This window comes from Thermosinus carboxydivorans Nor1 (genome assembly GCF_000169155.1).
Classification (GTDB): domain Bacteria; phylum Bacillota; class Negativicutes; order Sporomusales; family Thermosinaceae; genus Thermosinus; species Thermosinus carboxydivorans.
The window spans coordinates 80,237-93,742 of sequence record NZ_AAWL01000003.1 but is presented as its reverse complement, the minus strand read 5'-3'; the positions used below and the strand labels follow the sequence as shown (position 1 = coordinate 93,742).

The window sequence follows — 13,506 nt, the reverse complement described above, 5'->3', positions numbered from 1 at the left end:
TTAGAACGGTATGAAGGTCAGTCCCAGCAACATGATAATGCCGACGACAATCCAGGTGATAAAGGTGTAGCCGACAAAATCGCGAAACTCGAGGCCCACTACCGACATAAACGGCAGGGCCCAGAAGGGCTGGATGAGGTTCACCCAGTCGTTGCCGTAGGAATAGGCAATGACCGTCTTGGCGTGCGGCACGCCAAGCGCCGCCCCGGCCTGGATGATGTACGGCGCTTCAACCGCCCATTTGCCGCCGCCGGACGGGATAAAGTAGCCGATGACGTTGGACAAAATGGCGACAAAGGCCGGGAAGGTGGTCGGAGTGGTGAAGCTGATAATCCATTGGGCAAAAACCTCGACCAGCCCGGTGAATTTCATCATGCCGAAAATGCCGGCGTAGAAGGGGAATTGTAATAGCACGCCCCAGCAGGCCGGGGTGGCCGCCTTGACGGCCTTCATCAGGTTGGCCGGAGTACGGTGGAGAAAGATGATGAGCATGAGGAAGATGAAGTTAACCAAGTTGATGTCCAGCGATTTCTTGGCCTCAAAGAAGTGGTAATACAGATAAACAATGAACATGATGCCGATGAAGTAGGACAAAATCGGCGTGTACGTCAGCCGCTCGCTGGGCGTAGAAATGACCGCTTTGTCGTCTTTGACCACCAGGCTCTGTTCAAGCAGGTCGGGCCGCAGTTGGCGCATGGTGGCAATCATGCTTTCGTCCTTGGGCGGAAATACTTTCCAGAACATGAACATAATTGCCAGCATCACGAGGAGCAGCACCCACAGGGTGTAGGGCCGAAAGAGCGTTTCACCGACCGGGATAACGCCCATTTCCTTGACCATGAAGTGGGTCGGGGTGGCGACAAGGAGCGGCACCGAACCGGATAGGCCGACATGCCAGATCATGAAGGTCGAATAGGTAGCAGCTACCAGCAGCTTGTAGTGGACTTTGATGCCGCGCAGTTCGGCCTGCCGCGCCAGCTCCCGCGTTAACAGGGCGGCGAAAATCAGGCCGAAGCCCCAGTTGAGATAATACGAAACAGCGGAAAGAATGACACCGTACAAGTAGACCTGTTCAGCCGTGCGGGGCTGGCTGCACAGCGCGGTAAGCAGCCGGTTGCACTGCGGCGTTGTCGCCAGGGCATAGCCGGTGACGATGATTAGCGCCATCTGCATGGAAAACTCGAGCAAGATCCAGAAGCCCTTGCCCCAGGCCTGCACGACCTGATAGGGATTAGACGGGGTAAAGATAAGGGCCAGGACGAAGGTCAGCAAACTGAGGATAAGCAGGATAACATAAGAGTCCGGGACATACCGTTCGGCAAAACTGGTAATTGCTTCAATAATCCCTTTGTTCTTTTTTGGCTGATCGGACATACTTTTCCTCCTTTTGTTTTTTTTGTGGCTGGTTGCCCGTTTTTTGTATAAGCAAATTCCGTGCCAGCTTTCACAAAAGGAAAACCTATGGCCAAATCAGCCTGTTATATTTACATAAAAACTAACCTTGTGTTGTAATTGTGCGAATTGTATAATTTTTTCTCATTTCCTGAACTCTACCCTGCTTCAAGAGTGCATTTTTCTGCGCAACTGACTACTTTTTGCACACCTATTGGCCCAGTGCCGCCCGGATGGCCTTGGCGGCCCGTTTGCCAGCGCCCATGGCGCTGATGACCGTCGCCGCACCGGTAACAATATCGCCGCCGGCATAGACATTGGGCCGGGACGTCTGGCCGTGCTCGTCAACGACGATTGTCCCTTTGCGCGTAACGATAAGGCCCGGAGTCGTTTGCGGGATCAACGGATTGGGGGTGTTGCCGATGGCCATGATGACCGTATCGGCCGACAGCATAAAGTTGGAACCGGCCACCGGCACCGGGCTGCGGCGGCCTGATGCATCTGGTTCGCCCAGCTCCATCTGCAGGCATTCCAGTCCGTCCACCCACCCTTGCGCCGTACCGTTGATTTTAATCGGATTGGTAAGGAGCTTAAAGATGACGCCTTCTTCTTTGGCGTGCTCGATCTCTTCGCGGCGGGCCGGCATTTCGGCCTCAGACCGGCGGTAGACCAGCCATACCGTTTCCGCCCCCAGCCTGAGTGCCGTTCGCGCGGCATCCATCGCCACATTGCCGCCGCCGATGACCGCCGCTTTTTTGCCGATATAGACCGGGGTAGGATGCTCGGGGAAACGATAGGCCTTCATCAGGTTGACGCGGGTGAGAAATTCATTGGCCGAATAAACGCCGTTGAGGTTTTCGCCTGGAATGTTCATAAACTGGGGCGCGCCGGCGCCAGAGCCGATAAACACGGCCTGGTAGCCCTCGGCGAAAAGGTCGTCGACCGACAGCGTTTTGCCGATTACGACATTGGTTTCGATGCGTACCCCCAGGCGGCGGATATAGTCGATTTCGGCCTGGACAATGGCCTTGGGCAGCCGGAATTCGGGGATGCCATAAACCAGGACGCCGCCCGGCTGGTGCAAGGCTTCGAAAACCGTCACGGCATAGCCAGCCAGGGCAAGGTCGCCGGCGCAGGTCAGACCTGCCGGCCCTGAGCCGACAATGGCCACGCGGCGTCCGTTACGGCTGAGCGCCGGCGGCGTGCTCACGCCCGCCTGGCGCTGGGTGTCGGCGGCAAACCGTTCCAGGCGGCCAATGGCGACCGGCGCGCCTTTTTTCCCCAGAACGCAATGGCTCTCGCACTGCGTTTCCTGCGGGCAGACCCGACCACAGATGGCGGGCAGGCTGTTTTTTTCCTTAATTTTGTCGGCCGCCGCCCCATATTGTCCTTGGCGGATAAGGGCGATAAACGCGGGAATATCTACTTCCACCGGACAGCCCGTGCGGCACGGCGCTGCCTTGCACTGCAGGCAACGCGACGACTCGCGCAAGGCCTGCTCTTCCGTGTAGCCGAGCGCTACTTCGCCGAAATTGCGCACCCGCTCAGCAGCCGGCTGCTCGGGCATAGGTTGTCTCAATGCCGGCATCGGCAGCCACCTTCTTTCTGATAGGTCTGATTATCGGCGTATTTTTCCTGCTCCACATACATGCGCTGGCGAGCCATCAGGCCGGCGAAGTCGACTTGGTGTCCGTCGAATTCCGGTCCGTCGACGCAGGCAAACTTTGTCTGGCCGCCGACGCTGACGCGGCAGCCGCCGCACATGCCGGTGCCGTCCACCATGATAGGATTAAGGCTGACAATTGTTTTGACGCCGTACGGCCGGGTAGTTTCGGCCACCGCCCGCATCATGACCACCGGGCCGATGGCTATGACCTCGGCGATCGGTTCGCCGCTGTCGAGCAGTTCTTGCAGCACGTCCGTCACCAACCCGCGCCGGCCGTAAGAGCCGTCGTCGGTAGTAATATAGACCAGGTCGCTGACGGCCTTCATTTCCTGCTCCAGGATAAGCAGTTCCCGCGTGCGGGCGCCAAGGATGCTGATGACCCGGTTGCCTGCCTCTTTCATCCCCCGGGCGATTGGGTAGATGGGCGCGATGCCGATGCCGCCGCCGACGCACACGACCGTGCCCATTTTTTCAATATGGGTGGGCTTCCCCAGCGGTCCGGCCAAATCGCTTAGCGCATCGCCGGTTTCCAGTCGGCCCAGCCGCCGGGTGGTCGCGCCTACCTCTTGAAAGATGAGCGTTACCGTCCCGGCCTGCCGGTCGAAGTCGGCAATGGTCAGCGGGATGCGCTCACCGTTTTCGTCGACCCGGAGGATGACAAACTCGCCGGGCCGCGCTTTACGGGCGATGAGCGGCGCGCTCACCACCACCTGTTTCACCCCTGGTGACAGCACCTTCTTATCCAGAATGGTATACACGATAATCCCCTCATTTCTCCCGATAAAACTGGCAAGTTTTTGGAAGCGGCCAAGGTAAAGCGTATTTTGCAGGGTTTAGAACGGGATATAGGTCAAGCCGAGTAGCATGATAATGCCGACGACAATCCAGGTAATAAAGGTGTAGCCGACAAAATCGCGAAACTCGAGGCCCACTACCGACATAAACGGCAGGGCCCAGAAGGGCTGGATGAGGTTCACCCAGTCGTTGCCGTAGGAATAGGCAATGACCGTCTTGGCGTGCGGCACGCCAAGCGCCGCCCCGGCCTGGATGATGTACGGCGCTTCAACCGCCCATTTGCCGCCGCCGGACGGGATAAAGTAGCCGATGACGTTGGACAAAATGGCGACAAAGGCCGGGAAGGTGGTCGGAGTGGTGAAGCTGATAATCCATTGGGCAAAAACCTCGACCAGCCCGGTGAATTTCATCATGCCGAAAATGCCGGCGTAGAAGGGGAATTGTAATAGCACGCCCCAGCAGGCCGGGGTGGCCGCCTTGACGGCCTTCATCAGGTTGGCCGGAGTACGGTGGAGAAAGATGATGAGCATGAGGAAGATGAAGTTAACCAAGTTGATGTCCAGCGATTTCTTGGCCTCAAAGAAGTGGTAATACAGATAAACAATGAACATGATGCCGATGAAGTAGGACAAAATCGGCGTGTACGTCAGCCGTTCGCTGGGCGTGGATATGACCGCTTTGTCGTCTTTGACCACCAGGCTCTGCTCAAGCAGGTCGGGCCGCAGTTGACGCATGGTGGCGATCATGCTTTCATCCTTGGGCGGGAATACTTTCCAGAAGAGAAAGATAGCCGCCAGCATTACGAGCAGCAGTACCCACAGGGTGTAGGGCCGAAAGAGCGTTTCACCGACCGGGATAACGCCCATTTCCTTGACCATGAAGTGGGTCGGGGTGGCGACAAGGAGCGGCACCGAACCGGACAGGCCGACATGCCAGATCATGAAGGTCGAATAGGTGGCGGCTACCAGCAGCTTGTAGTGGACTTTGATGCCGCGCAGTTCGGCCTGCCGCGCCAGCTCCCGCGTTAAGAGGGCGGCAAAAATCAGGCCGAAGCCCCAGTTGAGATAATACGAAACAGCGGAAAGAATGACGCCGTACAAGTAGACCTGTTCAGCCGTGCGGGGCTGGCTGCACAGCGCGGTAAGCAGCCGGTTGCACTGCGGCGTTGTCGCCAGGGCATAGCCGGTGACGATGATTAGCGCCATCTGCATGGAAAACTCGAGCAAGATCCAGAAGCCCTTGCCCCAGGCCTGCACGACCTGATAGGGATTGGACGGGGTAAAGATAAGGGCCAGGACGAAGGTCAGCAAACTGAGGATAAGCAGGATAACATAAGAGTCCGGGACATACCGTTCGGCAAAACTGGTAATTGCTTCAATAATCCCTTTTTGCTTTTTCGGTTGTTCCACAACCATCCTCTCCTTTCTATGGTGTTTTACCTTGGCCACCCCTGACTATTATTAATGCAAGCAACGTGCCAACTTTCACAAAAATTGTCCGCCGATTGTTTGGCGTGATATCCGGCAACGCCGATAAAGCCTGTCTTATCGCCCGCTGTGGGCCTGAAAAGTATATTTTTAAGAATATGAAAAAAGCCCCTATGCTGCCCTGTGCCGAGCAGTATAGGGGACCGGTTGAACTCTTAATTACGGAAAAATTGTATAAATACTTTACACCTTGCGGGAAAACCGCCGGCAGAGCTGTGCACCATTTTTCCCATCCGGCCATTTTTTACTCAACTACGCCTTCTTCCTCGCCCTCGCGGCCTAAGCCGTATTCCTCGATCTTGTACAACAGGGCCCGACGGCTGATGTCGAGGGCCTGCGCCGTTTTCACGCGGTTGCCATGATGGGCTTTGAGCGCCCGGGCGATGACCTGCTTTTCCACTTGGTGGAGAATTTCCCGCAGCGTGCCGGTCTCGGGAATGACAATAGCCGGACTCGCGGCCGTGGTACTCAGCCCTGGCAGGTCCTGCACGCCGATTACCCCGCTGGACATGATTACCGCCCGCTCCAGCACGTTGGCCAGTTCGCGTACGTTGCCCGGCCAATGATAACGCTTAAACAGCTCCATGGCCTCCGGGGTGACATAGGGCACCTCGCGGTGGGCTTCGGCGGCAAAGCGGCGGACAAAGTAGTCAACAAACAAGGGAATGTCTTCTACCCGCTCGCGCAGCGGCGGCACATGGATAGGCACCACTTTCAGGCGATAATACAGATCTTCCCGGAACAACCCTTTATGAACCATGTCCTCCAGGTTGCGGTTGGTGGCAGCAATAATGCGCACATCAACTTTGATGGTCTCGGTGCCGCCGACCCGTTCGAACTCGCGCTCCTGCAGCACCCTGAGCAGCTTGACCTGGAGCGGCGGGGTGAGTTCCCCCACCTCGTCAAGAAAAAGCGTGCCCTGATGGGCCAGTTCAAAGCGGCCGGGTTTGCGGCCTACCGCCCCGGTAAACGCTCCTTTTTCGTAACCGAACAATTCGCTTTCCATCAGCCCTTCGGGTAAAGCGCCGCAATTTACCTTAATAAACGGTCCATCGCGGCGCGGGCTGTTGTTATGGATGGTCTTGGCAATCAGTTCCTTGCCGCTGCCGCTCTCGCCCGTAATGAGCACGGTGGCATTAGTGGGCGCGACGCGGCCCACCGCTTTGTAGACCTGCTGCATGACGGCGCTCTTGCCGATAATATTGCCGAGCTGGTATTTATTCTGCACCTCGTGGCGCAGAGCCGCAACCTCCTCGCGCAGCCGCCGCATCTGAAACGCCCGTTCCAGGACGATGCGCACCTCAGTAACATTGGACGGCTTGACCAGGTAATCAAAGGCACCCCGTTTCATGGCCTCCACCGCCGTGTCCACCGTGCCATGGGCGGTCATGAGGATGACGGCCACATCTGGGTAGTCAGCACGGATGCGCTCAAAGGCCTCCAGACCGTCCATCACCGGCATTTTTATATCCATAATGATAACGGCAGGCTTTATCTCTTTCGTTTGCTCGATTGCTTCCTGGCCGTTTTCGGCGAGAAAGGCTTCATACCCGGCGCGGCGGGCGACCTCAAACAGCAGCCGGCGTACGCTCAGTTCATCGTCCACAATCAGAACCCGATTGTTAATCGCCACAGCTTTCGCCCCCAATCGCTGGTAGTACCAGGGTAAAAGCACTGCCCTGCCCTGGCGTCGACTCTACCAAAATCCGGCCGTTCCAGTTTTCAACCAGGCGGTGGGCCACCGCCAAGCCAAGGCCGGTACCGTTTTCTTTGGTGGTAAAGAAGGGGTCAAACAGTTTGCTCATATTTTCCGGGGCAATGCCGCACCCGGTATCGGCCACGGTCAGGTGCAGCCCATCGGCCGCCTGGTTGGCGCTGACCCGGATGACGCCTTTTTGCTCAATGGCCTGAATGGCATTAAGAATGATATTCAGCAGCACCTGCTTAAGCTGCTCGCTGTCGACCAGCACCAGCGGCAGCGGCCGGTCCAGGTCGCGGATAATTTCGATGTGGCTGCGCAGCCGCTTGGTCTCTACCAGCAACAAGGTGCTTTCCACCACTTCTTTCACGTCAGTAGGTGCCACCTGGGTCGCCGCCGGGCGAGCAAAGCACAGCAGCTGTTCAATGAGCCGGTCAAGGCGTTCGGTCTCGCGGACAATAATATCGCTGTATTCGGCCTGTTCCGCCGGAGTTATATCTTCTTTAAGAAGCTGGGCAAAGCCTTTTACGGCCATGAGCGGATTGCGGATTTCATGGGCCAGGCCGGCCGCCACCTCGCCGATGGCCGCTAGCCGCTCAGCCCGCTGGACCTGCGCTTCCAATTTTTTGCGTTCGGCCAGTTCCCTCGCCATCTCGTTGATGGCGGCGGCAATTTCCCCCACCTCGCCGCCGGCAACGGGGACAGGTTCACTTAGGTCGTGCTTGAGCCGGAGCACACCGATCTTGAAGGCTTCGATGTCGCTGCCCAGCCGTTTTACCACATAGGCCACACCGCTAATTCCCAGCAGCAGGCCAAACAATACCGTAAGGTAGATATGCCGCTTCATAGCGCCGATTTGGGCGGCGATGTCGGCCGTCAGTTCATTGGCCCAAATGTAGCCGATCACCCGTCCGCCGCGGATGATGGGATGCATGGCATTCATAATCGCGCCCCGCACTTGTTCGCCTTCATGGACGCGCGGTACGCCGGTCGCCATGACCAGCCGGCCTTCATGGCTGGCGCCGATGGCCAGGCCCACTTTATCGGCATAGACCGCACTGGGGCCATAAGTAATGATGGCGTCCAAATCGCGGGAATAGTAGCCTACGCCAATGCCCGGATAGGCCCGGGCTACCTCATCGGTAAACTTGGCCAGCTCCCGGTTCAAAATAGCGATTTTGTCCTCGCGGCTGGCGTTTTGCGCCCCATAGCGGCGCAAAATATCTTCATAGTCACCGGTTAAGTGCAAATCAAGTAGGCGGGCAGCGCCAAACAGTTTTTGCTGTTTTTCCGCAACGAGCGCATCTTCGGCGCTAACCATCATGAAATAGCCGGCGCCGATGATCGGCAGGGCGACGACGATAACCATTAACAGGAGGAGTTTACTGCGCAGACTGGTCGGGCGCACCGTCAAGCCTCCTTTCCGCTCGTACAACCCTTCACTTATTACCTTATCACAAACTGACATCAGGTCAAGAGATTGAACAAAAGCGCCAGCGTGTCTTTTTGATAAAACCGCGAAGGTCGCTAAGGACGCAAAGGGCTACGCGCGACAATTGTCGCACTTGAATTTAATATTTTAGAACCGCGAAGGACGCGGAGGGTATTTTTACTTTAGCGCGATGAAATCGCGCTCTCTGCGCTCTCCGTGGTTAAACTTCAATGTTTTCATGTTTTATGATACCGCTTCGGCAACAAAGAAAAAGCCGCCCTCCCCTGGGCAGCTTTTTCTTTCACATTTTCCCTTTAACCCAAATCCTTCACCAAATCGCGCACCGCGGCCGCAAACAGCATGGTATCGGCGCCCACCGCCAGCATATCTGCGCCGGCTTCGCGCCAATACCGGGCATCGGCGGCTTTGGCGCAGAAAATACCCACCCGCACGTCGGCAGCCTTGGCCCGGTCGATAATGCCGTGAATCGTTCGGCGAAACTCGCTATTTTCGAATTGGCCGGCAAGACCCATGGACTGGGAAAGATCGGCCGGACCGATAAACACGGCATCGACCCCGTCCACGGCAAGAATAGCGTCTAAATTCCGCACGGCCGCCATACTTTCCACTTGAACAATTACCATGGTGTTGTCATTGGCCGCCTGGATATATTCACCTAGCGGCACAAAGCCGTAGCGTGCCGCCCGCACAATCCCGGCCATGCCGCGCTCGCCCTGCGGCCCATATTTAGCCGCCCGCACTGCCGACTCCGCCTCGGCGGCGCTATTGACCTGAGGGATCAAGAGTGCCTGGGCCCCGACGTCCAGGGCGCGCAAAATATAGGCAGGGTAATTGGCCAGGACGCGGACAACGGGCGTGATGCCGGCCAGCTCGGCGGCCCGTACCAAGTGCTGCACCTGTAGACTGTCATTAGGCGTATGTTCGGTATCAATAATGACAAAGTCCAGGCCGGCGTAGCCCATAATTTCCACCAGGGCGGGCTCGCCGGTAAACAGGAAAGACCCGGCCGCTGGCTGACCAGCCGCCAGTTTGGTTTTCAGCCTGTTGACAGGAAAATTCGGTCGGCTCATTTATACCACCCTTTATTGGTTTTTTCCCTCTAGTATTGGCGGCCCAGGGTGTAAAATCCTGCCACAGGACATAACTAATCTATCTTTACTTTGACGCCTTTATACAACATGGCCACCCCGGCGGCGGCCAATAGCTCTACCGCCGCCGCCACCTGTTCATCGGCTACGACCGCAGCCAGCCCCTCGCAAGAGCCGGACAGGGCCCGCGGCACGGGAATAAGGCGAACGCTCAAGCCCCGCTGGCCAAGTAGTTTCTCCGCCCGAAAAGCATGGGCGACAGAGGGGAAAGTGATAACCGTCTGCTCCATGGTCTTACTCCCGGCAAATACGGATGGTATATTCGCCCGCGCGCTCCTGGCAGTCAACTTTATAGCCCTGCGACTTGGCAAAGCGCAGGATGTTTTCTTTCGGCGGCATATCGTCGACCAGAACAGTGACCACCTTGCTGTCTCGCAAAGCATCACGGGTTTTGATGAGGGGAATGGGACAGCTCAAACCCCGCAGGTCCAATACTTTGTCCATTCTCTACACTCCTTCCACGGCAACTGCCTGTTTTTCACGATACATCCAGCCAATGACGGCCGTGACGGCTAAGGCAATGCTAACAGCGACCTGCCCGTTAAAGGCCACACCGGCCGGTGAAGCGGCCGTGTTCAGCGTATGGGCAATACCCGCCCCGACCAGCATGCCAAGTACGCAGATCATGGCATCAGTATTGCCTTCGCCGGCCATAATGAGCTGGCGCAGCGGACAGCCGCCGGCCAGCGTCGCCGCCAGGCCGGTAACAAACAGGCCGAGGAAATTCCAGATATGCATGGTATGGGCTAACGGCTGGTTAATAAAGCCCAGCTTAAAAAAGCCGAAATACATATTGCCGGCTAAAGCGGCGAGAAACATAACGCCGTAAATTTTCAAGAGGTAGGTGTCGCCTACTAGTAAAAAATCGCGGATACCGCCGCTCAGACACATCCGCGTGCGCCAGGCGAGCGCTCCGGCTGCCAGTCCCGCCGCCAGGCTGGCCCAAACCGGCGCGTGCAATGAACCAGGGCCTTTGGCGCTAAAATTAAGCAGCGGCGACTTAACCAGGACAGCCAAAACTAAACCTAACGCCACGGCTGCCGCCAGATAACCGGCCAAACTGCCGGCGGCGCTGTGCAGACGGGCCCGGCCCAGGTTAAAGCCCTGTTTGAGGAAATAAATACCGGCGCCAATGCCAGCGGCGAAGCCGGCCAACCCGGTAATACCGTTAAGGTCGCCGGCCGCCAGCCGCAAGATGGCCCGCAGCGGACAGCCAAGAAACACTAAGGCGCCTATCATCATTGTCATCCCCAGGATAAACCGTACCATCGGCCGCGACCCACCCCGCGGCCGGAACTGGCCGGATGCTTTGGCCATGCCGAAGGCGCCCAACACCCAACCCAGAACCTCCGGCCGGGCATACTGCAGCGTTGCGGCTTGGTGAATACCGAGCGCCCCGGCAATGTCCCGCAGGTGGCAGGCGGCGCAAAACCCATAGTTGCCGGGATTGCCCAGCTTAACGAGCAAAACGGCGCCAAGGCCGAAGACCACCCCGGTCGCAAGCATGAGTGCAATGTTCATACATCACTCCCCCTTCTCCATATGCAAAATTTATTATAAATAAAGATTTATTCAATACCTGGATAAATATTCCTGCCGGTTATGCCGGTAGGAAGTTTTTTCAGCAATGTGGAACCTTAATTATGAGGTGTTTTGCATGTCGTATCTGCAGGCATTGTCGGTCTTCTGCGCCGTGGCGGAAGAAGGCAGTTTCACCGCCGCCGCCAAACGGCTCGGCCTGACCCAGCCAACCGTTTCGTTTCATATTGACAACCTGGAAAAAAATTTTGGCTGCCCGCTGTTTATGCGGACAGCCAAAGGCGTGGAACTGACCGTCTACGGCCAGACGCTTTATGAAAATTCGCGCCGCGTTAATGCTATCCTCGAAGAAGCGCAAAACCAGATCAAGGCCCTGGTGGCCGGCACGAGCGGCCATATCCCGGTCGGGGCAAGCACCATCCCTGGCGAATACATCCTGCCCGGCCTGACGGCCGCCTTTTTGCGCCACCATCCTGGTGTCAAAGTCTCGATTACGACCGGTGACAGTCAGACCATCTTGACCGCCTATTTTAGCGGCCATTTTCCCATCGCCGTTGTCGGCGCCAAGCCGGACGACCCCACCGCCCAGCCCCTGTGGCAGGACGAACTGGTGCTGGTGGTCCACCCCGCTCTGCTCGCGGAAATCCACCTCCCCGACCTCGCGGCACTGGCAAACCTGCCCCTTATCTTACGCAAGGCGCCCTCGGGCTCACGCCACACGTTGCTGGCGGCGCTGACCGCTAGCGGCATCGACGTGGAACGGCTTAAAGTCTCGCTGGAAGTTACCGGCAACGCCGCCCTCAAACAGGCCGTCCTGCATAAGGCCGGCGCTGGCTTTCTCTCGCGCTGGGCCGTCCAGGCCGAAGTAGCAACCGGCCGGCTGGCCATTCTCCCCGTGCCAGGGCTGCGCATCACCCGCACCTTCTACGGACTATGCAATCCAGCCCTCATGCCCGCCGCCGTCAGCCTCTACTGGCAAACCCTTGTCAACAGCGCCGGCATGCAAGTCGGGAGCATGCCTGAGTGACCTGCCCCCTATGTGACTCCTTAGTAATAACAGCCATAACTATCATTCCTTCCCCGTTTATTTACATATATTTACATTGCAAGCAAATCGACAAACCCAAAATCCGGCGCCAGCAGCCGTTTTGCCGACCTGACCTCCGCCTGGCGGAAAACCAGCCCGCCCAGCACCCCGGCCTGGCGGATGTCGCCAAGGCACAGCACCCCGCGGACGATTTTGTCGCGGATGACGAGCTTTTTGTAATTATCTCCCCGGGCGGCAACGAGAATGTCGTCGCCAGGACCGCCTTCGACGTCGCCGACCGCAATAAGCGGCAGGCCCGCTACTTCCACCGCGTTCATCGCCGGAACCGGCGTATAGGCCGTTTTGCGGCCGGCCATGTTGCGGGCGGCAACTTGCCCCTGCTCCACTGCTACCGGCCAGAGAGCCGGGATGCTATACCCCCCGGTCAGGTCCGGCACTTCGGCAACATCGCCGGCAGCATAAATGTCAGGCAGCGACGTCTGGAGAAAACGGTCAACGACAATGCCGCGGCGCACTTTGAGTCCGGCCTGCGCGGCCAGCCCGGCGTCAGGCCGGACGCCAACCGCCACCACCGCCAGCTCGCAGGCCAGCGTTTGACCGGCCACTTTCACCCCGGTAATGGCGCCGTCCTCAGTCACGATGCCTTCCACCACCGTCCCGGTCATGACTGCAACGCCCTTTTCCGCTATGCGGCGCGCCACAATTTCGGCCGCCGCCGCGTCCACCTGGCGGGGCAAAACGCGCGGCAGCTTTTCGACAAGGGTAACGGTCAGCCCCCGCGCCGCAAGGGCCAGGGCCGTCTTGACGCCGATCAGGCCGGCGCCAATGACCACGGCAGCGCGCGCCCTGGCGGCAGCCCGGATAATGGCCTCCGCCTGGGCCATCGTCCAGAGGGTATAAACTCCTTTCGCCTCCAGGCCAGCGATAGGCGGCAGGACCGGCGCCGATCCCGTCGCCACCAGCAGTTTCTCATATTCCAGACATTCGCCGCCGGCCAGCCGAACGATTTTCTTGTCCGGCATTATCGCCGTGACCGTCTCCCCCATCCGGCAGGTTATCCCCAGTTCGGCAAACCGTTCATGGGTCTGCAGCACCGCGGCCGACGGCGGGTAATACCCGGCGATAATGTCGGGCAGGTCGACGCGGCTGTAAAAATAATCGGTTTCCCTGGTTATTACCGTTATCGCCTTTTTCCCGTCCAGCCGCCGCAAGGTATTGGCGGCAGCCGTTCCGGCCGCCCCCTGACCAATTATGACATACATCCCTATCGCCTCCGGTC

12 protein-coding genes are annotated in these 13,506 nt (G+C 58.0%); 1 reads left to right on the top strand and 11 read right to left on the bottom strand.

The features are described from left to right. From TCARDRAFT_RS03375 to yedE, 10 genes are all read right to left on the bottom strand, one after another. Positions 1–1,374 carry a short-chain fatty acid transporter gene (locus tag TCARDRAFT_RS03375; RefSeq protein WP_007288601.1) on the bottom strand — a complete coding sequence of 458 codons (1,374 nt, stop codon included), beginning with the start codon at positions 1,372–1,374 and terminating at the stop codon, positions 1–3. 229 nt (positions 1,375–1,603) lie between these two features. Next, positions 1,604–2,980, bottom strand: coding sequence for an NADPH-dependent glutamate synthase (gene gltA / locus TCARDRAFT_RS03370; RefSeq protein ID WP_007288600.1), 1,377 nt, complete (start codon positions 2,978–2,980; stop codon positions 1,604–1,606). Next, a complete protein-coding gene (locus tag TCARDRAFT_RS03365; protein WP_007288599.1) occupies positions 2,968–3,816 on the bottom strand; it encodes a sulfide/dihydroorotate dehydrogenase-like FAD/NAD-binding protein in 849 nt (282 codons plus the stop codon). Before TCARDRAFT_RS03365 ends, gltA begins: the two co-directional genes overlap by 13 nt. Positions 3,817–3,891: 75 nt before the next feature. Continuing rightward, positions 3,892–5,268 (bottom strand): short-chain fatty acid transporter, encoded by a 1,377-nt coding sequence (locus TCARDRAFT_RS03360; protein WP_040683002.1) that lies wholly within the window; start codon positions 5,266–5,268, stop codon positions 3,892–3,894. A gap of 316 nt (positions 5,269–5,584) precedes the next feature. After that, positions 5,585–6,973: a sigma-54-dependent transcriptional regulator gene (locus TCARDRAFT_RS03355; RefSeq protein ID WP_040683001.1), complete on the bottom strand. Its 1,389-nt coding sequence runs from the start codon at positions 6,971–6,973 to the stop codon at positions 5,585–5,587. Further along, entirely contained in the window at positions 6,963–8,447 is a 1,485-nt protein-coding gene (locus TCARDRAFT_RS03350) for an ATP-binding protein (RefSeq protein WP_040683000.1), read from the bottom strand. Before TCARDRAFT_RS03350 ends, TCARDRAFT_RS03355 begins: the two co-directional genes overlap by 11 nt. Positions 8,448–8,785: 338 nt before the next feature. Beyond that, on the bottom strand, positions 8,786–9,562 hold the full coding sequence (locus TCARDRAFT_RS03345) for an HpcH/HpaI aldolase family protein (RefSeq protein WP_007288595.1): 777 nt from the start codon (positions 9,560–9,562) through the stop codon (positions 8,786–8,788). Positions 9,563–9,636: 74 nt separating this feature from the next. Beyond that, positions 9,637–9,870, bottom strand: a complete 234-nt coding sequence (locus TCARDRAFT_RS03340) for a DUF3343 domain-containing protein (protein WP_007288594.1) — start codon at positions 9,868–9,870, stop codon at positions 9,637–9,639. 4 nt (positions 9,871–9,874) lie between these two features. After that, positions 9,875–10,084, bottom strand: coding sequence for a sulfurtransferase TusA family protein (locus TCARDRAFT_RS03335; protein WP_007288593.1), 210 nt, complete (start codon positions 10,082–10,084; stop codon positions 9,875–9,877). Positions 10,085–10,087: 3 nt separating this feature from the next. Continuing rightward, positions 10,088–11,161 (bottom strand): YedE family putative selenium transporter, encoded by a 1,074-nt coding sequence (yedE, locus tag TCARDRAFT_RS03330; RefSeq protein WP_007288592.1) that lies wholly within the window; start codon positions 11,159–11,161, stop codon positions 10,088–10,090. Positions 11,162–11,297: 136 nt separating this feature from the next. Between yedE and TCARDRAFT_RS03325 the strand changes: the two genes are divergently transcribed. Continuing rightward, positions 11,298–12,206: a LysR family transcriptional regulator gene (locus TCARDRAFT_RS03325; protein ID WP_007288591.1), complete on the top strand. Its 909-nt coding sequence runs from the start codon at positions 11,298–11,300 to the stop codon at positions 12,204–12,206. Positions 12,207–12,277: 71 nt separating this feature from the next. On the opposite strand, the gene TCARDRAFT_RS03320 is transcribed toward TCARDRAFT_RS03325, so the two are convergent. Then, a complete protein-coding gene (locus TCARDRAFT_RS03320; protein WP_007288590.1) occupies positions 12,278–13,489 on the bottom strand; it encodes an NAD(P)/FAD-dependent oxidoreductase in 1,212 nt (403 codons plus the stop codon). Between the last annotated feature and the right edge of the window lie 17 nt (positions 13,490–13,506).